The 18,265-nt window shown below is 37.2% G+C and carries 18 protein-coding genes, 7 tRNA genes and 3 pseudogenes; 20 read left to right on the forward strand and 8 right to left on the reverse strand.

The genetic code is table 11. The features are described 5' to 3' along the window. Window positions 1–69: 69 nt before the first annotated feature. Entirely contained in the window at window positions 70–2,229 is a 2,160-nt protein-coding gene (locus NYE28_RS02530) for a Tex family protein (protein ID WP_342490279.1), read from the forward strand. A gap of 9 nt (window positions 2,230–2,238) precedes the next feature. On the opposite strand, the gene cmpA is transcribed toward NYE28_RS02530, so the two are convergent. Beyond that, a complete protein-coding gene (cmpA, locus tag NYE28_RS02535; protein WP_003156164.1) occupies window positions 2,239–2,352 on the reverse strand; it encodes a cortex morphogenetic protein CmpA in 114 nt (37 codons plus the stop codon). Between the two features lie 99 nt (window positions 2,353–2,451). Here cmpA and NYE28_RS02540 point away from each other — a divergent pair, with 99 nt between their 5' ends. The 8 genes from NYE28_RS02540 (at window position 2,452) to NYE28_RS02575 (ending at window position 3,736) form a co-directional block, all read left to right on the forward strand. Continuing rightward, window positions 2,452–2,901 carry a SprT family protein gene (locus tag NYE28_RS02540; protein WP_061861178.1) on the forward strand — a complete coding sequence of 150 codons (450 nt, stop codon included), beginning with the start codon at window positions 2,452–2,454 and terminating at the stop codon, window positions 2,899–2,901. A gap of 135 nt (window positions 2,902–3,036) precedes the next feature. Then, window positions 3,037–3,111: transfer RNA gene (locus NYE28_RS02545), tRNA-Asn, on the forward strand. Window positions 3,112–3,114: 3 nt separating this feature from the next. After that, window positions 3,115–3,205 (forward strand) — tRNA-Ser (locus tag NYE28_RS02550). A 19-nt stretch (window positions 3,206–3,224) separates the two neighbouring features. After that, a tRNA-Glu gene (locus NYE28_RS02555) sits at window positions 3,225–3,299 on the forward strand. An 11-nt stretch (window positions 3,300–3,310) separates the two neighbouring features. Beyond that, window positions 3,311–3,385: transfer RNA gene (locus NYE28_RS02560), tRNA-Gln, on the forward strand. Window positions 3,386–3,418: 33 nt separating this feature from the next. Continuing rightward, window positions 3,419–3,494: transfer RNA gene (locus NYE28_RS02565), tRNA-Lys, on the forward strand. Window positions 3,495–3,502: 8 nt separating this feature from the next. Next, window positions 3,503–3,584 (forward strand) — tRNA-Leu (locus NYE28_RS02570). A gap of 68 nt (window positions 3,585–3,652) precedes the next feature. Continuing rightward, window positions 3,653–3,736 (forward strand) — tRNA-Leu (locus NYE28_RS02575). 490 nt (window positions 3,737–4,226) lie between these two features. Here the strand turns inward: NYE28_RS02575 and NYE28_RS02580 are convergent. Next, window positions 4,227–4,676 carry a hypothetical protein gene (locus tag NYE28_RS02580; RefSeq protein WP_198698396.1) on the reverse strand — a complete coding sequence of 150 codons (450 nt, stop codon included), beginning with the start codon at window positions 4,674–4,676 and terminating at the stop codon, window positions 4,227–4,229. 838 nt (window positions 4,677–5,514) lie between these two features. Continuing rightward, window positions 5,515–6,027 carry an Rrf2 family transcriptional regulator gene (locus NYE28_RS02585; RefSeq protein WP_342490280.1) on the reverse strand — a complete coding sequence of 171 codons (513 nt, stop codon included), beginning with the start codon at window positions 6,025–6,027 and terminating at the stop codon, window positions 5,515–5,517. A 200-nt stretch (window positions 6,028–6,227) separates the two neighbouring features. Between NYE28_RS02585 and NYE28_RS02590 the strand changes: the two genes are divergently transcribed. The 3 genes and pseudogenes from NYE28_RS02590 to NYE28_RS02600 all read left to right on the forward strand — a co-directional run bounded on the left by NYE28_RS02590 (window position 6,228) and on the right by NYE28_RS02600 (window position 8,362). Beyond that, window positions 6,228–6,869 (forward strand): NAD(P)H-dependent oxidoreductase, encoded by a 642-nt coding sequence (locus NYE28_RS02590; RefSeq protein WP_038460596.1) that lies wholly within the window; start codon window positions 6,228–6,230, stop codon window positions 6,867–6,869. 8 nt (window positions 6,870–6,877) lie between these two features. Further along, window positions 6,878–7,024, forward strand: a complete 147-nt coding sequence (locus NYE28_RS02595; protein ID WP_337681244.1) for an NAD-dependent epimerase/dehydratase family protein — start codon at window positions 6,878–6,880, stop codon at window positions 7,022–7,024. Between the two features lie 160 nt (window positions 7,025–7,184). Further along, a pseudogene (locus NYE28_RS02600) lies at window positions 7,185–8,362 on the forward strand (tetratricopeptide repeat protein). A 145-nt stretch (window positions 8,363–8,507) separates the two neighbouring features. Here the strand turns inward: NYE28_RS02600 and NYE28_RS02605 are convergent. Continuing rightward, window positions 8,508–9,713, reverse strand: coding sequence for a hypothetical protein (locus NYE28_RS02605; RefSeq protein ID WP_337681245.1), 1,206 nt, complete (start codon window positions 9,711–9,713; stop codon window positions 8,508–8,510). Between the two features lie 1,038 nt (window positions 9,714–10,751). On the opposite strand from NYE28_RS02605, the gene NYE28_RS02610 reads away from it, so the two are divergent. Further along, window positions 10,752–11,276 carry an NAD(P)H-dependent oxidoreductase gene (locus tag NYE28_RS02610; protein WP_332274568.1) on the forward strand — a complete coding sequence of 175 codons (525 nt, stop codon included), beginning with the start codon at window positions 10,752–10,754 and terminating at the stop codon, window positions 11,274–11,276. Between the two features lie 187 nt (window positions 11,277–11,463). On the opposite strand, the gene NYE28_RS02615 is transcribed toward NYE28_RS02610, so the two are convergent. Beyond that, window positions 11,464–11,622: an ester cyclase gene (locus tag NYE28_RS02615; RefSeq protein ID WP_332274569.1), complete on the reverse strand. Its 159-nt coding sequence runs from the start codon at window positions 11,620–11,622 to the stop codon at window positions 11,464–11,466. A 394-nt stretch (window positions 11,623–12,016) separates the two neighbouring features. On the opposite strand from NYE28_RS02615, the pseudogene NYE28_RS02620 reads away from it, so the two are divergent. The 5 genes and pseudogenes from NYE28_RS02620 to NYE28_RS02640 form a co-directional block, all read left to right on the forward strand. Next, window positions 12,017–12,425: pseudogene (locus NYE28_RS02620) on the forward strand (BCCT family transporter); the annotation flags it as partial. Between the two features lie 38 nt (window positions 12,426–12,463). Then, window positions 12,464–13,867, forward strand: coding sequence for an MFS transporter (locus NYE28_RS02625; RefSeq protein WP_007409580.1), 1,404 nt, complete (start codon window positions 12,464–12,466; stop codon window positions 13,865–13,867). Between the two features lie 333 nt (window positions 13,868–14,200). Then, window positions 14,201–14,521: pseudogene (locus NYE28_RS02630) on the forward strand (MarR family transcriptional regulator); the annotation flags it as partial. 209 nt (window positions 14,522–14,730) lie between these two features. Beyond that, a complete protein-coding gene (locus tag NYE28_RS02635; protein ID WP_015239217.1) occupies window positions 14,731–15,162 on the forward strand; it encodes a cystatin-like fold lipoprotein in 432 nt (143 codons plus the stop codon). Continuing rightward, the gene (locus NYE28_RS02640) at window positions 15,159–15,584 is read left to right on the forward strand and encodes a MaoC family dehydratase (protein WP_337681246.1); all 426 of its coding nucleotides are present in this window, start codon (window positions 15,159–15,161) and stop codon (window positions 15,582–15,584) included. The genes NYE28_RS02635 and NYE28_RS02640 overlap by 4 nt, the downstream gene beginning before the upstream one ends. 265 nt (window positions 15,585–15,849) lie before the next feature. Here NYE28_RS02640 and NYE28_RS02645 read toward each other — a convergent pair whose 3' ends face one another. The 3 genes from NYE28_RS02645 to NYE28_RS02655 all read right to left on the reverse strand — a co-directional run bounded on the left by NYE28_RS02645 (window position 15,850) and on the right by NYE28_RS02655 (window position 16,983). Then, window positions 15,850–16,191, reverse strand: coding sequence for an MmcQ/YjbR family DNA-binding protein (locus tag NYE28_RS02645; protein WP_015239219.1), 342 nt, complete (start codon window positions 16,189–16,191; stop codon window positions 15,850–15,852). Window positions 16,192–16,245: 54 nt separating this feature from the next. Next, the gene (locus NYE28_RS02650; RefSeq protein ID WP_306167742.1) at window positions 16,246–16,449 is read right to left on the reverse strand and encodes a hypothetical protein; all 204 of its coding nucleotides are present in this window, start codon (window positions 16,447–16,449) and stop codon (window positions 16,246–16,248) included. Window positions 16,450–16,539: 90 nt separating this feature from the next. Continuing rightward, entirely contained in the window at window positions 16,540–16,983 is a 444-nt protein-coding gene (locus tag NYE28_RS02655; RefSeq protein ID WP_015239220.1) for an Rrf2 family transcriptional regulator, read from the reverse strand. A gap of 197 nt (window positions 16,984–17,180) precedes the next feature. Here NYE28_RS02655 and NYE28_RS02660 point away from each other — a divergent pair, with 197 nt between their 5' ends. Next, window positions 17,181–17,819, forward strand: coding sequence for an NAD(P)-dependent oxidoreductase (locus NYE28_RS02660; protein WP_136396142.1), 639 nt, complete (start codon window positions 17,181–17,183; stop codon window positions 17,817–17,819). A gap of 198 nt (window positions 17,820–18,017) precedes the next feature. After that, complete coding sequence (locus tag NYE28_RS02665) at window positions 18,018–18,143, forward strand: hypothetical protein (protein ID WP_256994856.1); 126 nt, start codon at window positions 18,018–18,020, stop codon at window positions 18,141–18,143. Window positions 18,144–18,265 lie beyond the last annotated feature (122 nt).

The raw sequence follows: 18,265 nt of genomic DNA on the forward strand, positions 1-18,265 counted from the left end.
TGCTTTTTTTATGTTCCGCCGTTTTTTGATACACTAGAGAAAGAATGAAGAGATGGAGGCTTTTGTGATATGGAAACGTTAGCCCTTTTGAAAAAACAAATTGCTGAAGAAACAGCGTTATCCCAAAAACATGTCGAAAGTGTCATCCGCCTGCTGGAAGACGGCAATACCGTCCCGTTTATTGCGCGGTACCGAAAAGAGCAGACCGGCTCAATGGACGAGGTGCAGATTCAGGCAATCTCCGAGCGGTGGCAATACATACAAAACCTGACGCAGCGGAAAGAAGAAGTCATCAGATTGATCGCCGAGCAGGACAAGCTGACGGAAGGGCTGAAGCAAAAAATCGAACAAGCGGTCAAGCTTCAGGAAGTCGAGGATTTATACCGTCCCTTCAAACAAAAACGGAAAACAAAAGCCACCGTCGCCAAAAGCAAAGGCCTTGAACCGCTTGCGGACTATATTCTTTCTCTCCCGAAAGAAAACCGCCTTCACGACATCGCTGATCAATATATCAGTGCAGAAAAAGAAGTCGCTTCAAGAGAGGAAGCCATTGAAGGTGCGAAGCACATCATAGCCGAACAAATCTCGGATGATCCTCATTTCAGAAAGTGGATTCGCCAGGAAACGTATAAAAAAGGAATTCTCACTTCCGCAACAGGCAAGTCAGCCGCAGATGACGAGAAAAACGTCTATGAAATGTACTACGAGTACGAAGAGCCGATCCAAAAGGTCGTTCCTCACAGAGTGCTTGCGATGAACCGCGGTGAAAAAGAAGGCATTTTAAAGATTGCGATCGAACCGCCCGCCGATCAGGTAAAAGCTTATTTAGAAAAGCAAATTATCAAACACCGTGAAACGCCTGTGATAGAAACGCTGAAAGAAGCCATTGAGGACAGTTACAAACGTCTGATCCAGCCGGCTATTGAGCGCGATATCCGCAAAGAGCTGTCAGAAAAAGCAGACGCGCAGGCGATTCATATTTTCGCTGAAAACCTGCGTAAGCTCCTGTTGCAGCCGCCGATGAAGGGGAAAGTTGTGCTCGGCGTCGATCCGGCCTTCCGTACGGGGTGCAAACTGGCAGTTGTTGATGAGACGGGAAAAGTGCTGAAAATCGACGTCATTTACCCGCACGCTCCCGTAAAAAAGACAGCGGAAGCCCGGAAAAAAATCAAAGAATTGCTGGATCGGTACGAAGTCGAGGTTGTGGGGATCGGAAACGGCACGGCATCACGGGAGACAGAGCAATTCGTCGTTGATGTGCTGAAAGAAACAGAGCGTGACATTTATTATGTCATCGTCAATGAGGCCGGAGCAAGCGTGTATTCCGCGTCAGAAATCGCCCGTGAAGAATTTCCGGATTTTCAGGTCGAAGAGCGCAGCGCCGTCTCCATCGCGCGGAGGTTGCAGGACCCGCTGGCCGAGCTTGTAAAAATTGATCCTAAATCCGTCGGCGTCGGGCAATACCAGCACGATGTCAGCCAAAAGCAATTAAACGAATCTCTCCGTTTTGTCGTAGAGACCGTCGTCAACCAAGTCGGGGTGAATGTCAATACAGCATCAGCCGCGCTGCTTCAATATGTAGCCGGGTTATCCAAAACCGTTGCCGGCAATATCGTTAAAAAAAGGGAAGAGCTCGGAAAATTTACAAATCGCAAAGAACTGAAAGAAATCCCGCGTCTCGGCGCAAAAACATATGAACAATGCATCGGCTTTTTGAGAGTACCCGGAGGACGAGAGCCGCTCGACCGCACCGGGATACACCCGGAAAGCTATAAAGAGACAAAGGCGCTGCTCAAAAAACTGCAGCTCACTGCGGATCAGATCGGAAGCGCGGACGTAAAAGAGAAAATAAGCGCATTGCCGCTGTCTGAAACGGCTGAAGAGCTCGGTATAGGGGAAATTACGCTTGCGGATATTTGCGGGCAGCTGACAAGGCCGGAGCGCGATCCTCGTGACGAAGTGCCGAAGCCTTTGCTGAAAAAAGACGTTCTGCAGCTTGAGGATTTAAAGGAAGGAATGGAATTGCAGGGCACTGTCCGCAACGTTGTAGACTTCGGCGCTTTCGTCGATATCGGCGTCAAGCAGGACGGGCTTGTGCACATTTCAAAACTGAGCAATCAATTCGTCAAACATCCTCTCGACGTCGTATCGGTCGGAGACATCGTCACCGTATGGGTCGAAGGGGTGGACGTGCAAAAAGGCAGAGTGTCGCTGTCTATGGTAAAATAAAAGCACTGCTTACGAGCAGTGTTTTTTTCTGTAGAAATACCAGCACTGATTCAGCAGTTTGATTTGGTAATTGTCCTTTTCTAAAAACGCTTTTTGCATTTGTTTCATCAGCCAATTCGGCATGGCTCATTCCTCCTCAGCTTTTAGTTAGAGGTCGGTTTTAACTCATTGTATGCGAACGGTGAATTGTCCCGTTCAATGTTTTTAAAGCGGGGTGCACTTATGGATAACGAACAACTTCAAAAGCTGACGGAAGACATCTCTGAACAAGATTTCGGAAAGCCGTTCCGTCACAGAGCCTTCTTCAATGACCGGCTGAAAACGACAGGCGGCCGGTACATGCTGTCTTCTCATAACATTGAATTAAACCGAAAATATCTGCTCGAACACGGACGGAGCGAGCTGGTAGGCATCATCAAACACGAGCTGTGCCATTACCATCTTCACCTTGAAGGAAAAGGGTACAAGCACAGAGACAAAGACTTCAGAGAACTGCTTCAGAAAGTCGGAGCGCCGAGATTCTGCAAGCCGCTCCAAACCAAAAAGACACAAAAGAAAACATATATGTATAGATGCGCGGCTTGCGGCCAACAGTATATAAAGAAGCGGGCAATGAATCCGGAAAGATATGCCTGCGGAAAGTGCAGAGGAAAAATCAAAAGAATTTTTTAAAAAGGCTTGACTCATTTTAATGTTCTATGTTAAATTATAAAAGTCGTTGAGAGACAACGACACTTTCTCAAAAAAATAAATGTTGCTTCTTGACACAATATGTCGCATCATTTATAATGAAGAAAGTCTGATTATTCCACAGTAGCTCAGTGGTAGAGCTATCGGCTGTTAACCGATCGGTCGCAGGTTCGAATCCTGCCTGTGGAGCCATATGGAGAAGTACTCAAGTGGCTGAAGAGGCGCCCCTGCTAAGGGTGTAGGTCGCGTAAGCGGCGCGAGGGTTCAAATCCCTCCTTCTCCGCCAGATAAGTTCTCAACCAGACGGCCCGTTGGTCAAGCGGTTAAGACACCGCCCTTTCACGGCGGTAACACGGGTTCGAATCCCGTACGGGTCACCATTTACCTTCGTTGGGCTATAGCCAAGCGGTAAGGCAACGGACTTTGACTCCGTCATGCGTTGGTTCGAATCCAGCTAGCCCAGCCATTTTATTTAAAATTTTTGAATCACTTTTAGAGCGAGCCATTAGCTCAGTTGGTAGAGCATCTGACTTTTAATCAGAGGGTCGAAGGTTCGAGTCCTTCATGGCTCACCACTTGTCACGCGGGTGTGGCGGAATTGGCAGACGCGCTAGACTTAGGATCTAGTGTCTTACGACGTGGGGGTTCGAGTCCCTTCACCCGCACTTTCTTTTCAAAGTGCTGATCATCATCACTAGCTTATATGCTTAGTGGAAAGACAGCTTCATAGCACGCGGTCGTGGCGGAATGGCAGACGCGCTAGGTTGAGGGCCTAGTGGGTGAATAACCCGTGGAGGTTCAAGTCCTCTCGGCCGCATCAATGATACCAAGGATAATAGAGATCCTTGGTATTTTTTTGTTTGTAGAAAATTTGTCTGTTACTTCCCACTTACTTATAGTAAGTCATCTAGTTTGATGCCCTTCGTTTTGTTTATTTTACTTATCTTGGTGAGTGGTCAAGGTTTCTTTAATCCCATTTACTGTCCAGAAAATATGAAAAAACATCAAAAAAGGTGTAAATAATGATAATGAGCGCTGTATAGCCCTTAAATATAGGACATGATAATATTTCATAAGATTGAGGGAAAAGAACAGGAAAAGCAGGAGCAGGGAGAAAAGTAATTACTAATGGGTTTGATTTGCATCATATAGGATTTAATACAAAAACCTTTTATTTCTAGAAAAAGAGAAGATGAAAAGCCTGGAGTGAATTTATCTCCAAAGTATAGAAAGTAAGGAATCTTTTAAAAAACTAAAAAATGATGAAATTACGGAAAGGTAATGAGTGATTACCTTTCCATAATTCGTTAATTATTTCTTTGAGCAATTTTATATTCCATCTTAACAGTACCACCTTGAGCCGTTGGTGAAGCTGTAAATGTGTAATTGTATGTCCAACCAAACCAACCATTTTTAACCTCGGCAGAAATGTTGCCTTGCTTGCCTGGTGCGATGGTTCTTGAAACTTTTCCATCAATTGATATTTTTATGTCATTACTTCCGTTGTTTGAAATCCAGAAGTTTACTTGTGCTCCGTCATTCTCATCTAATTCGAACTCCCGACTCCAGCTTGATTGATCAACAGAGCCCTCTGAAACCTCCCTGTCTAGAGCTTTGAATACTCCACTTGTAACTGCATAATTTTTCGACGATACACTTGTAGTCGACTCCGCAAAAGCAGGCATAGTATAAGTCCCAACAATTACACCAGCTATCAGAGTCGATGATACTCCTTTGAAAATGGACTTAAGATTCACGATCAAGCACTCCTTTTAATTTCATTTATTACACATACATATTCTGTATGCACAATACAAATAGTACCATGTAAAATAATTACAGTAAACGTTCTTTTGGATAATAATGTTTGTAACTCAACTTTTGTACCCCAAACACCCCAAATCAGACAAGTAAGCCTTGATATAGTTAGGTAAGCGGAAATTGGGTTCTTTTATTGAGGTACTGCTACTAGCAAAGATTTTCCGATACCCGCAAAACCAAAAAACACCATCCTTTCTCTAAAGTAACGAAAAGGGTAGTGTTTTTTGTGCTATTCAAGATTAATACGTATTCTTTTTTACTCAAAATCGGACAAGTCAAGATACTACCAAAAGAAAAAACTATCGCACCTATTGGGCGAGATCAGTGGTTTCTTAGATCTTAGCTGGAATTACAAATTTAAAGCTAATATTTTCAGTGATTTTTTTAAAAAAAGTAATGCCTAATTTTTGCCCAAAATTCATAAAAAAAGAAGAAAACAAGTGGAAATGTAGATAAAGAATGCTTTATTTATAAGGTTTATGTAATACCTGATACGTTTTCACTATGTTGATGGCCCAGCGGGTGAGTAACCCGTGGAGGTTCAAGTCCTCTCGTCTGTAAAATAAGAAGATTGTTATTCTTTTTTATAAGGAACCATATAAATCGACAATTGATGTAGTCTCGAATATGAGTATAACATTTGCGCTTTCTTATGCAAGAGAAGCACCAATAGGTACGGCATTGTTTTTACAAATTCAAACGTCGAGATGGAAAACGAAAAAACATAATATGACTTGTAATTTAAAGGCATCTTGAAGCACAAAAAAGCTCTGACTAATTAATGTAGTCAGAGCTTTTTTTTATGAAGTATTCCCGAGTATCTGTCCTTGTTTTTTTAGGCAATACTACGTCCAATTCTTTATTTAACCATGCGAGCGTTTTATTACGAAGATAATTACGCATCTGTTCTTCTGCTTCAAGCATTACCAAGTTAATTGTACAAGAAGAATTGCTGGATTCACAAGAGTTGCATTTGTCTCGATAAAGCAGACCATTGCTTACAATATTTTTACATTGAAAAATGGGTTTTGGTCCTTCAACAGCCTCTATTATATCCCAAAAGGAAATATCTTCTGGGGATTTTGCTAACCTATATCCTCCCTTTACACCAGGGACAGAATTTACAATACCAGCTTTAGATAATTTACCAAAAACTTTTGAAAGAAATGTTTCTGAAAGTCCTTGGAACTCTGCAAGGTCCCGAATCCCGACACTTTCCTTGGAGGGAACATCTATTAAATAAACCAGACAATGTAAAGCATATTCAACCCCAACACTGTACTGCATATAAACTCACCTGCTTTTGATTTTAAGGGTTATCACATTGTATCTTAGGAGTATTTTTGATGATAGTCAATCTTAAAACCCTTCTTTAGATATTATTTGTTCCGTTTGACAAAATAAAATACAAGGTTTATATTAGTGACTGATTTAATCGTCGATCAACCTAGTCTTTAATGTGAAGTGAAGTAAAAGGAGAGTTTCAAATGAGCAAAACACTTATCATTAACGCACATCCAAAAGTAGATGATACATCATCATACAGTTTACGGGTAATGAACCACTTTTTAGAGGCTTACAAAGAATTAATTCCAGAGAGTGAAGAGCTTGAGCAAATTAACTTATATAGTGATGAAGTGCCTATGATTGATAAAACAGTTTTAAGTGCATGGGATAAGGCAGGAAAAGGCGAAGAACTGACAAGTGATGAACAAAAAGTAACAGAACGCATGACAGAAGTATTGAAACAATTCAAAAGTGCAAAAACGTATGTCATCGTTTTGCCTTTGCATAATTTCAATATTCCATCAAAATTAAAAGACTATATGGACAATATTATGATCGCACGTGAAACATTTAAATATACTGACACTGGGTCAGTAGGTCTGCTTAAAGATGGACGAAGAATGCTTGTCATACAAGCCAGCGGATCAATTTATACAAATGATGACTGGTATGAAGAAGTTGAATACTCAAATAAATATTTGAAATCAATGTTCAATTTCCTCGGTATTGAGGATTATCAAATTATCCGAGTGCAAGGAACAGCTTTACTGAGTCCGGAGGATGTTTTACAAAAAGCAAATAAAGAAGTTGAAGAAGCTGCTTCAAGATTAGCAGGTAAATAAGAAATAGTATGAAGATCATTGTTGCTGGGGGGACTGGAGTAATTGGTCGAGCCCTCCTTCCTAAATTAATACAAAACGGCCATCAAGTATTTGCATTGACCCGAGGTAATCGGTCGAACACGTTCCTCAAAAGATTCAGTTTTAGTAAACAATGAAGTAATCTTTACACGTTAGAACATTTTCTAGCGTGTTTTGTTTTTCTTTATTTATGGATCACGTGTCAAGACACAAAAGCCTTACAATAACCGCAATAAAGACGAAAAGAATAATTTCTTCAATAGACTATTCGTACCTTTTTGCATTGGAGGAATTTGCTTGCACCGAATTATCTTGGATGAAAATAGGAAAATTCCGTACGACCTAATCACTCAAAAATTGAATGATTGGTATACTCTTATTAAAAATGATCGAGTTGAGCAGGCTGAGCATATAAGAAAAGAAGTAGAAAAAGAATTAGTGAATATGGAAGAAAATCAAGATGCTTTGTTATACTATCAATTGCTTGAATTCCGACACGAGATAATGTTGAGTTATATGGAATCAAAAAGGATTGATGATTTAGATAGTGCATATGAGACAATAAAAGAAATGGAAGAGCAGGGGCAATTAACGGGAATGCTTGAGTATTACTATTTCTTTTTTACAGGTATGTACGAATTCAGACGTAAAGAATTAACAACGGCAATAAGTGCTTATAGGATTGCTGAAACAAAACTTTCTGAAGTGGAAGATGAAATAGAAAAAGCTGAGTTTTTTTCAAAGTTTCGTACGTTTATTATTATATGAAACAGACTTATTTTTCGATGAATTATGCTAATCGTGCTTTAAAAATATTTCAGAAGTTCGATGAATACGCTGTTCAAACATTGCGCTGTCAGTTTATAGTAGCAGGGAATTTGATAGATTCTTTGGAATTTGAAAGAGCGTTGCAACAATTTTTGAATGCATTGGAAATTGCAGAGTACACTAAAATTCCTCATCTGATTGGTATGTCTCATATGAATATTGGGATTTGTTATGAAGAGTTAAAGGATTATAATAATGCTGCTATCCATTTAGGATGGTCGATAAATATTTTTGAAAAATCTGAACATAGTTTTTTGACAAAAGCTTTATTTGCTATGGCTCACGTTTATGCTAAAAAACATAATTTTGACATAGCTTATAATTATTTCATTAAAGGACGAAACGAAGCTGAGAATAAGAATGATAAAGAATACATCGAAAAATTTAAAATTTTAGAAGGACTTTATTTTTCAAATGGTGAATATGAATTAATTAATGAAGCATTTTCTTATCTTGCTGACAGAAAAATGTTTGCTGACATGGAGAATTTTGCAACTGAAATAGGCGATTATTTTTACGGAGAAGGGGAATTAGAGCTTTCAAACAGATTTTATCGTATGAGTATTGAAGCAAGACGTAAAATAAAAAGAGGGGAGATTATTAATGAAGATCAGCCGAATTCTATTGGGAGTAATGGTGTTGAGTAGCATTTTAACATTTGCTTACTTTGCAGATGGAGAGAGTGTTCCGAATAATGATTTTAAAATTGCCGCTGACCGAGTCGGTGCATAACAAATTTTTAGAAAACTTAATTAATTTTGAAAGAGTAGCTTCTTTTAAGCTACTCTATTGTTATTTTTTATTTCGCAATTTTGTTTTTAAATAATTAGTAATTGCTTGATTTGCTATAAAAGATATTAACCTGAAATTAGGGAGTAGTATACTCTCTGGTAACTCTATTTCAATCTCTCCTAGATTTTGCTTTTTATATACTTGCTCTTCTTGAAAAAATTTTTCAATTCCATCCGGGCCCCGATAAGGTGGGTTTTCTCCTCGATGAGTAAAATTCGATCTATATGTATATAAATCCTTCAATATTTTTTTGATTTCATCATGAGTTAAATCTTCAGGATACTTTTCAAACCAAAGCTTTGTCATTTCTCGTCTTTTATCCCCAAAACGTTCTTCTAAGAACTCTTCAAAGTCCTCATCGGGATGTTTTAAATTATTCCATTCTTTTGGGGGGCAATATTCTAGTATAAATTCAATAAAACGTTTGCCGATCAACTTGTCTTTCTTTTTCATTGCCATAAATTCATTAAATAGTTCAGCAAAATCACCTCCATTTTTTTCACTGATTTCTCTCCATTTTTCTTCATTAGGATGTGTATTAGAAATAACTTTGTTTTTTTTAATAGCTAAACTAGATACTGTCTCTATTGAGGAAACTAATAGATAATATGCTAAACCAAAATCATCTCTCTTGTTCATATGTGCCAGATGAACGAGTCTTATTGATTGCATAGCGAGGGTATATTGTTTGTATGAGAGGCCAAACAGAATATCAATCATTTCCCTTAAACGCCCATATATGTTACTTAACTCCGCGTTAGATATACGAACATTAGAGGAACCAGCCCCAGCGGTTTTTACTGGAAAATGAATAGCGATATCTTTCAGAGTGGATTTATCTATTTGTTCGGTAGTAGATGTTCTGGGCTTAAGCTCTCTAGGTGCTTTCACTGGTCTACCAGATACAAAAGAAAAAACAGCAGCTAGTGCTATTGGAAATAAATCGGGATGGTATCTCCCTTTAAACCACTTTGGTAACTTTACAGGTGAAACGAATGCAGACCGATTCCAAGAAACTGGAATCTTCATGGAAGGCTCAATACTGAAGTGACGAAAATTTAAAGTTTCATTTAGGTGAAAATCTAATAATAAATATCCGATATATTCTTGCTCTTCTTTTATATCAATTTCTTTGGGTCGAAATGTTGAAATGCATTCATTAAATAGAATTTGATCGCCAATCACTGCCCTTGGTTTCACATCCATATTAATACCTCCTTATCAATTTCGGATTTATATTGGTGTTAAATTTTTACTTGTAATTAATTATATATGAAAAGCATCTTTATAGTAACCTTAAATTTTCTTGGTTTTTTGGGAAATCCATTATATCTATATAATGGTGGCGAATAACTCATAATTTTTCAGTGAGTAGAATTTACACCTAAAAATAGTGCACCTTTTGTGTCCAGAGTTATAATAAATCTATGAAAATCGATGTACACCATTAACTCAATGCTATAAATAAAGGTTTTTTGAATAAAGATATGATTTTACAGGTTGAGAAGCCGACTTAGAAACTTTCGTCAGTCAGCATTTATATAAGAAGAAAGAAATTAAAGTTCTAATCAATGTACATCAAAAAGTTAGAGCGTTTGATGTTTTGCCTCACCATTTTTTAACCATAATTCATATAAACGTATATAAATGAAGGAAAATGAAAATAGGAAATGTAATGAAAACAAGCTTTCATAATCAGTGATAAGGATTTACTATGTTGAGGGCCCAGCGGGTGAATAACCCGTGAGGTTCAAGTCCTCTCGGCCGCATCAATGATACCAAGGGTAATAAAGAGATCCTTGGTATTTTTTGTGCTTATTTTTAAATGATCTACTGCCCACAATCTGCCCACTTACCTGGAGTAAGTCATTTACATTAGACGCCGCACAAATATTTTCATTATTTATACATAGTTACTAATGCCTCAAACTCCAATTTGCAAAAGCAGAGAAAGTATTGCTAAGCATGGAGGAAAACAAAGATGCCTTGTTATATGATCAGCTATTAGAATTTAGACACAAGATAATAGGATAGGGGCATAAGGGTACTGAAAAGGCTTAATCTTTTTTAAAAGGTTAAGCCTTTTTTTGGCTATAAATGTAATCGGTGTCCAATTAGTTGCCCTGAATTCATGAAAAAGGATAAAATAGGTGTAAATAAGTTGTTATTTTAAAATTAGAATCAATTCTTTATCACAAAAGCAAAGCAATAATAACTAATCGGCGAAGAAAGGATAACGGTCAAATGAAAACATTGGTTATCGTTATACACCCTAATTTGGAAACGTCTGTTGTCAACAAAACCTGGATGAACCGTTTAAAGCAAGAGAATGACATTACGGTTCATGACCTGTACGGTGAATACCCTAATTTTATCATTGATGTAGAAAAAGAGCAGCAGCTCCTGTTAGATCATGAGCGTATCGTTTTTCAGTTCCCAATGTATTGGTACAGCAGTCCCGCGTTACTCAAACAATGGGAAGATGATGTGTTAACACATGGCTGGGCTTATGGAACTGGGGGAACTAAATTGCATGGAAAAGAACTGCTCTTAGCGATCTCCTTAGGCGCACAGGAATCTGATTATCAAGCAGGCGGAGAATATAATATCACGATCAGCGAGCTTATCAGACCGTTTCAAGTCACTGCTAACTATATAGGAATGCGTTTTCTTCCTGCCTTTACACAATATGGGACACTTCACCTTTCAAAAGAAGATGTTAAGAACAGTGCGGAGAAATTGGTTGACTATCTTAAAGCTGGGCATTGATCCGGTATTCGCGAGGGAAGCTGAAACAAATGATGTGTTGTGAAAATAAGGGTTTGCGATAGATGTTAATCAAACTTTATTTCAAAGTTACATCGACTGAATGCAGGGGGGCATAGAGCGAGGCCTTAATTATAAAAAAAGAGACCAAGCTATTCACCTGGTCTCTCACTATTTCAACTTTTTACTGTTAATTAACGCCAAGCTGACGGAGAATATCATGCACATCCACATGAGATCTATGTTCAACAATTTTACCGTCAACAATACGCAACAACATCATAAGAGAGAATTTAACGCTTTTTCCTAAATTCAATTGTCGGTGATTGGCCTGTTTAAATGCATCCATTATTTCATACCCGGTGCTACTTATTTCTGTTGTAGTCTGTATCCTGATTAATAGGTAAAGAAAGTCGAAAAGGTATACGAAATTCTTCATACAAATTAAAGTTTTGAATGAAAGAGCAGGATTACTCCTGCTCTTTTTCTTTCTGATTGGGCTGGATTAAACGCAGACGGTTATTCCTTGGGAAAAACAAAAAAATTTCTTCTATCCATTGACTAGCTGGGCTTTAGCCGGGTTTCTATCACCCTGTTGAGCTTGTCAGATTTTAAAAAGATATGGTACGTTTATAGTGTTTTGTTTCACCTGATTGTGGGGTAATAAAGATAGAATCAGTAAATAAAGACGTAATGGAAGAACTAAAATAAAGGTTTAGGATACTTTGAAGAAATAAAAGTTTTTGTTCAATTGTGATAATATTCACAATAGAGCTTTATTAAGGGGAATCATTTCTCCAAATAGTCTGCAGAAAATACCAACCACAGCCCAAGGATATATCACTAACCGCTTTGGCTGGTATTATCTGTTGGATGTTTCTCTTTTTGTTGCTTTTTGTATTATTTTTAGTCCAATCGGCAAAAATAAGTTAAGGAAACCAGCGAAAAAACTGAATTTCATCCTTCTTTCCTGGTTTACAATGTTATTTGGCGCTGATATGGATATTAGTCTAGTCTTTTAAGGTACAGTTGAACCAATTATCCACTATGCCGTTAGCTCTCCATCAGGTGAAACAGAAACCCCCAGACTTTTAGAGAAGCATTACGCTATACATTCTGGGACTGCATGCTTGGACCGTTTATGCGCTTGTATAATGTGGATTTGATAATTAAGGAGTCGATATTATTAAATGAAGTTTAACAAGAAAAAAATTAACGTTGTAGACATTCAAAAAGCGAAGAAAAGCGTGTTTGCTACAGGAATAGGAAACGCGATGGAATGGTTTGATTTTGCTTTATATTCTTATTTGGCAGTTATTATTAGTAAAAACTTTTTCAGTCCGGTTCAAAACGATGAATTAAAGTTAATATTTACTTTTGCTACATTTGCAATTGCCTTCTTACTCAGACCGGTAGGCGGAATTATTTTTGGTAAAATGGGTGATAAATTTGGTCGGAAAATAGTATTAACAATTACTATTTTAATGATGGCTTTATCTACTTTAATAATTGGTGTGCTTCCTACCTATGAACAGATTGGTGTATGGGCCCCTATATTATTACTATTAGCTCGTATTCTGCAAGGTTTTTCTGTGGGTGGAGAGTACGCTGGTGCAATGGTATATATCGCAGAATCTTCTCCAGATAATAAGCGTATAAGGTTAGGCAGCGGTTTAGAAATCGGCACATTATCTGGTTATATAGTAGCTTCTGTTTTAGTTACAGTACTTTTCTGGACTTTATCTGATGTTCAAATGAATAGTTGGGGATGGAGAATTCCTTTCTTCTTAAGTATTCCAATAGGATTATTTGGTTTATATTTGAGAAGTCATTTAGATGAATCACCAATTTTTGAAAATGACATCTCTGAAAGCCAAGAACAACAACCAGGTTTATTAGAAGTCATTAAAACATATAAAAAAGATATCTTTTTATGTATCGTATTTGTGGCATTTTTCAATATAACCAATTACCTATTGTTAGGTTATATGCCTTCTTATTTAGATGAGAACCTTGGTATAAGTGATAATATAAGTACACCGGTTACAGCAATTGTATTGATTATTATGGTACCGTTTGCTTTAACTTTTGGTAAATTGGGAGATAAATTAGGAAATAAAAAAGTTATAACAATTGGATTAGTATTAGGAATTGTATTTTCGATTATCTCTTTTCAATTTCTTAATATGGGGAATATAACATTCTTATTTATAGGACTTTTAATGTTAGGTATTGTATTATCTGTATACGAAGGTACTATGCCAGGATCTTTACCTACGTTGTTCCATACTGACATTAGATATCGTACGTTATCCTGGACATTCAACTTATCAGTTTCTATTTTTGGTGGAACAACACCTTTAGTTGCTTCTTGGTTAACCCATGTGACAAGAAACAATTTGGCGCCGGGTTTCTATTTATTAGCAGTTAGTTTAATTGGCTTAATTGTTGTGTTAACCTTATTTAAAGATACTTCAGGTAAATCTTTAAAAGGTTCTTACCCAACAGTTGCTTCTAAAGCTGAGTTTCAAGAAGCTGTTGAAAATCCAAAAGATTCACTGTGGTGGAAAATGGAACAAACAGAAAAGGAATGAAAAAAACATCCATTTAATTGACCGGCTACTCGACATACAGACTCAGAATAAGCTGGGATTATCCGAGCAGCAATGACTGCAGCTCTTTTATATTCTGGAGGGCTTACTGCTTTGCAAAAGCAGCGTTGCTATTCTCGATCGTCATTATTTTATTGGTTGTGTCCTAATAATAAAACGTTGACGCAAGAACGAAGAGAAATTAAAAGGTCCGAGCAATACAGCAAAATAAGAAGCAAGAAGCTTTGTTATGCCAGTTCTTCTCCCGAAGGAGAGCTGGCTTTTTATTTTCTATATGGGGTCCAAAGCAGAAAACGAGAACTTGTACGCTAATCACAGTATTTGGTTCTTCTTGTTTTATGGGAGAAGGAAAAAATATCTGTTAAAGGTTTAGGCGAAGAATTATATCTAGACTCCGGAACATTAACTCCAGTTTTAAAACGACTTGAGGAGCGAGGTCTTATTATAAGAGAGCGTTCAAAAGAGGATGAACGAAGTGTAATTATTACGTTAACAACTGAAGGGAATGAGTTTAAAGAAAAAGTCACATTGATTCCTAATGCAGTATTTGATAAAACCGGTTGTAATGAAGAAGAAATTAAAAGTTATAACAAGGAAATTCGTAATTTACTTAACATGCTGACAACTGAGCAATAGTTTTATGAATATAGATGGTGGGCCCAGCGGGTGAATAACCCGTGGAGGTTCAAGTCCTCTCGGCCGCATCAATGATACCAAGGGTTTTGACACCCTTGGTATTTTTTGTTTATAAAAATTCATCTGTTACTGTCCACTTACTTATAGTAGGTCGTATGATTTGTCAGTCACCTTCATCCTTCTGCTGACTGCGTGCGGCGGCAGTAAATATGATAATGATTAATGAAGTGATGAAGCAGGAGAAGAAAGTCAGAAAAGAAATGCGAGCAGATTCAGATGAGCACAAAAGAGATAACGCCATAATTCGTGTATATGATGACGGGAAATATATTCAACTTGCGTTTTATCAGCCAGAAGAAAGTTCTCGTAGGCTGACTGCTTATTCTTATTATGAGAAGCTTGGAGATTCTTATGAGGAAATGGCACATATGCCGGGTGATGGTGATGGCGACCGCCTTGGTCTTTATAAGAAAACACCTGATTATAAAGAGGTTAAAGGCAAGGAAACAAAAACAATGTGCTTGTTCATTCCTGATAGGGGAACAATTGTTTTACCGTTAAGTTGTTGTGTGAGAGCCAGTATGTTAAAATGCTACGTAGATTTAATAATAAAGTTTAGATTCAAGGAGATTTATTTATGAAGTTAGATGAATTTACCATCGGGCAGGTTTTTCAAACTAAATCTTTTGAATTAACAAAAGAGAATATAATGAATTTTGCAGAAGTGTATGACCCACAGTACATGCATTTAAATGAAGAAAAAGCAAAAATGGGCAGGTTTAATGGAATTATTGCTTCTGGAATACAAACGTTATCTATTACTTTTAAGCTTTGGATTGAAGAAGGGTGTCATGAAGACGATATTATTGCTGGGACAGGAATGAATAATATAAAATTCCTAGCACCCGTTTACCCTAATGATAAACTGAAAACTATTGTTAAGGTTATTGATAAAAAACCAAATAAAAGCCAGACGGGGATACTTACTGTATTGTTATCTACCTATAATCAGAAAGAGGAAAAAGTGTTTGAAGGTGAGTTATCAGTATTAATTAAACGCTAAATGACCTTTGCGGCATATCATCGTCACCTTTCATTTTTTATAGGTGTCTGGATGAAATGAGCAATCATCTTAATTAATTGAGTGGACTTTGAGTCTGCTCTTTTTTTATTTGTTCAACCTATGATCGAGAAACAAAGGACTCACAATAACGAAAAAATCATCTCGTAAATACGAATTTAAAAATTGCTGCCTTGAGGTTTTTTGCATATTCCTCTGTATCATTGCGCCGGGTGAATATCTATAATGAGCGTTCTATCCTTCGATGTTATGTTTCCTTTTTACTTTTTGGTTTTGTCAGTTCAAAGCTGTACTTTACCATGTCATGGATTTGATGCTCTGGGAGTCCCTCATCTAAGGTAAGCGTATTCCAATGCTCCTTGTTCATATGGTATCCGGGCTTGATTTCTTCAAAAAGACCACGTAGAAAATCAGCCCTTTCAGGTTCGCATTTAAGGTTGACACATAAGTGTTCGTCGCGAGTGAAGATAAGTGCAAATATTTTCTTATTCCCTTTGTGCCGAATTGCAGTCCAACCATCTCCAAAAGGATGGTCTTCATAAGAGTTTGGAAAGGTTAGGCAGTAATCTTTTATTTCATCATAATTCATTATCAATTCACTCCATACCCCATTATTTTTATATACAGAACATATTCGTTCAAACTAAGATTTGCGGTTTCTTTTATACCAATCCGAGATTTCCTCAAGTCTTTGTTTGAACTTAGCTTCTGAACCTTGAGTTGTTGGATAGTAATATTCACGCCCTATTAAAGAATCTGGCATCGTGTGCATTGTCGTTAATTTTTTCTCTTTATCATGAGCATATTTATATCCCTTACCGTAATCTAAATCTAAAATCAATATCAATTCGGGGCTGGATTCAATATGACCCAGTCCATTTTTGTTTTATTGATTTTTCTTATCCCCAGTCTGATAAAATATTTTCTGTGAAATCATTTAACAATTATTGGTCAATTTTTCTTTTTCAATAATATCCTTTACCACATCCTCAATTGTGATATGCCCAAGAGCTTTTTCCAAGGCAGATTGGGCGATTTCAAATATTGGACCAATTGTACTTTGAATGTTCCGGCCTACAGGACATTGAGGATTGGGATTTTCATGTATACTAAACAATTCTTTATCTTGAACAACATTAACTGCTCTATAAACATCAAGTAAGGTGATTTCAGTTAAATCCTTCGCTAATTCAGCTCCTGCAATACCTGGCCGAACATTTACTAAACCTGCTTTTTTCAGCATCCCCATAATTTTTCTTATGAAGGCGGGATTTGTATTTACACTTCCAGCTAAAAATTCAGAAGTGCTAATTCCGTCTTCATTTATTTCAATAAGAGCCAATATATGAATTCCTACAGCAAAACGGCTGCTAATAGACATGATTTCTTCACCATCCTCATTACTTTACACTCTTTATAGTACACTTGTAACTGAATGTATTACAAGTTCTTTTACTCTAATATGCTCAATTAACAAGATGATAAAAGTATTGACAAATAGAAAAGGTGTAACTAAAATTATTACATGTAATCAATATGGTTACATTTAAAATATTGAATGATTAGGAGGACTTTAAATTGAAAATTGGAATCATTGGTGCAACCGGAAAAGCTGGAAGTCTTATCTTGAAAGAAGCGGTAAGCAGGGGACATGAAGTAACTGCAATTGTAAGAGATGCTGCAAAACTTAAAGAGGAAAAGATTGCAGTCATTGAAAAAAATATAATTGATCTTACATCGGATGATCTAAAAAAGTTAGATGTAATAGTTAATGCCTTCGGTGCTCCATTAGGAGAAGAACAGGCACATGTAGATGCTGGCCGGGCATTAATTAGGGCATTAAAAGGAACGGGTACAAGAGCTGTAATTGTAGGTGGAGCAGGGAGTCTTTATGTAGACGAAAATAAAACTGTCAGTGTAATGGATACACCTGATTTCCCGGAGATTTTTATTCCGACAGCTAAAGGGCAAGGTCGTAACTTGCAAGAACTAAAGGAAACTTCTGATATTAACTGGACATTTATCAGTCCTTCAGCGGTATTTGACCCAGACGGGAAAAGAACTGGGTTTTATCAGTCAGGAAAAGATCATCTTCTTGTGAATTCGAAAGGCGAAAGTTATATCAGCTATGCAGACTATGCAATTGCAGTATTGGATGAAATCGAAAATCCAAAACATATAAATGAACGCTTTACAGTTGTTGGAGAAGCTGAATAAGTGATTGAGTAGAAACAAAGGGGTACCATTAGTGTCATCGCTAATGGTATTTTCCTTCTAAGAATGTACGGAGACATTGAAAACTTTGCAAACAGAGCAGCTGATTATTTTTATGAAAAAGGGGATTTATCACGTTCCAATGAGTATTATCGACTGAGTATTAAAGCGGGACGGAAAATAAAAAAGGGGAGATAATTAATGAAGATTAGCCGGACTTTGTTTGCAGTGATATTATTGGGTAGTATCGTAGGAGTGATTTTAACAAATGATGTTCCTGTTATCAAAGCTCCTTTCCATGTTGCTGATGATAGAGTAGGTGCGTAACAGGTGATTATAATAGAGCGATATTTTCATTTTATGGGGACACGGAAATTTTAGTGTATATCGAGCTAATGATGAGGCTGTGCAACACTCATATTAATTAGCACCGAACATGTGCTTATATG

It is taken from the genome of Bacillus sp. FSL R5-0443, from assembly GCF_038608285.1.
Classification (GTDB): Bacteria; Bacillota; Bacilli; order Bacillales; family Bacillaceae; genus Bacillus; species Bacillus velezensis.

What these genes read in the sequence shown, in the direction of transcription:
- NYE28_RS02530 (WP_342490279.1), top strand. Translation starts at nt 70, where the DNA reads ATGGAAACGTTAGCCCTTTTGAAAAAACAAATTGCTGAAGAAACAGCG.
- cmpA (WP_003156164.1), bottom strand. Translation starts at nt 2,352, where the DNA reads ATGCCGAATTGGCTGATGAAACAAATGCAAAAAGCGTTTTTAGAAAAG.
- NYE28_RS02540 (WP_061861178.1), top strand. Translation starts at nt 2,452, where the DNA reads ATGGATAACGAACAACTTCAAAAGCTGACGGAAGACATCTCTGAACAA.
- NYE28_RS02585 (WP_342490280.1), bottom strand. Translation starts at nt 6,027, where the DNA reads ATGCAGTACAGTGTTGGGGTTGAATATGCTTTACATTGTCTGGTTTAT.
- NYE28_RS02590 (WP_038460596.1), top strand. Translation starts at nt 6,228, where the DNA reads ATGAGCAAAACACTTATCATTAACGCACATCCAAAAGTAGATGATACA.
- NYE28_RS02595 (WP_337681244.1), top strand. Translation starts at nt 6,878, where the DNA reads ATGAAGATCATTGTTGCTGGGGGGACTGGAGTAATTGGTCGAGCCCTC.
- NYE28_RS02605 (WP_337681245.1), bottom strand. Translation starts at nt 9,713, where the DNA reads ATGGATGTGAAACCAAGGGCAGTGATTGGCGATCAAATTCTATTTAAT.
- NYE28_RS02610 (WP_332274568.1), top strand. Translation starts at nt 10,752, where the DNA reads ATGAAAACATTGGTTATCGTTATACACCCTAATTTGGAAACGTCTGTT.
- NYE28_RS02615 (WP_332274569.1), bottom strand. Translation starts at nt 11,622, where the DNA reads ATGGATGCATTTAAACAGGCCAATCACCGACAATTGAATTTAGGAAAA.
- NYE28_RS02625 (WP_007409580.1), top strand. Translation starts at nt 12,464, where the DNA reads ATGAAGTTTAACAAGAAAAAAATTAACGTTGTAGACATTCAAAAAGCG.
- NYE28_RS02635 (WP_015239217.1), top strand. Translation starts at nt 14,731, where the DNA reads ATGATAATGATTAATGAAGTGATGAAGCAGGAGAAGAAAGTCAGAAAA.
- NYE28_RS02640 (WP_337681246.1), top strand. Translation starts at nt 15,159, where the DNA reads ATGAAGTTAGATGAATTTACCATCGGGCAGGTTTTTCAAACTAAATCT.
- NYE28_RS02645 (WP_015239219.1), bottom strand. Translation starts at nt 16,191, where the DNA reads ATGAATTATGATGAAATAAAAGATTACTGCCTAACCTTTCCAAACTCT.
- NYE28_RS02655 (WP_015239220.1), bottom strand. Translation starts at nt 16,983, where the DNA reads ATGTCTATTAGCAGCCGTTTTGCTGTAGGAATTCATATATTGGCTCTT.
- NYE28_RS02665 (WP_256994856.1), top strand. Translation starts at nt 18,018, where the DNA reads ATGAAGATTAGCCGGACTTTGTTTGCAGTGATATTATTGGGTAGTATC.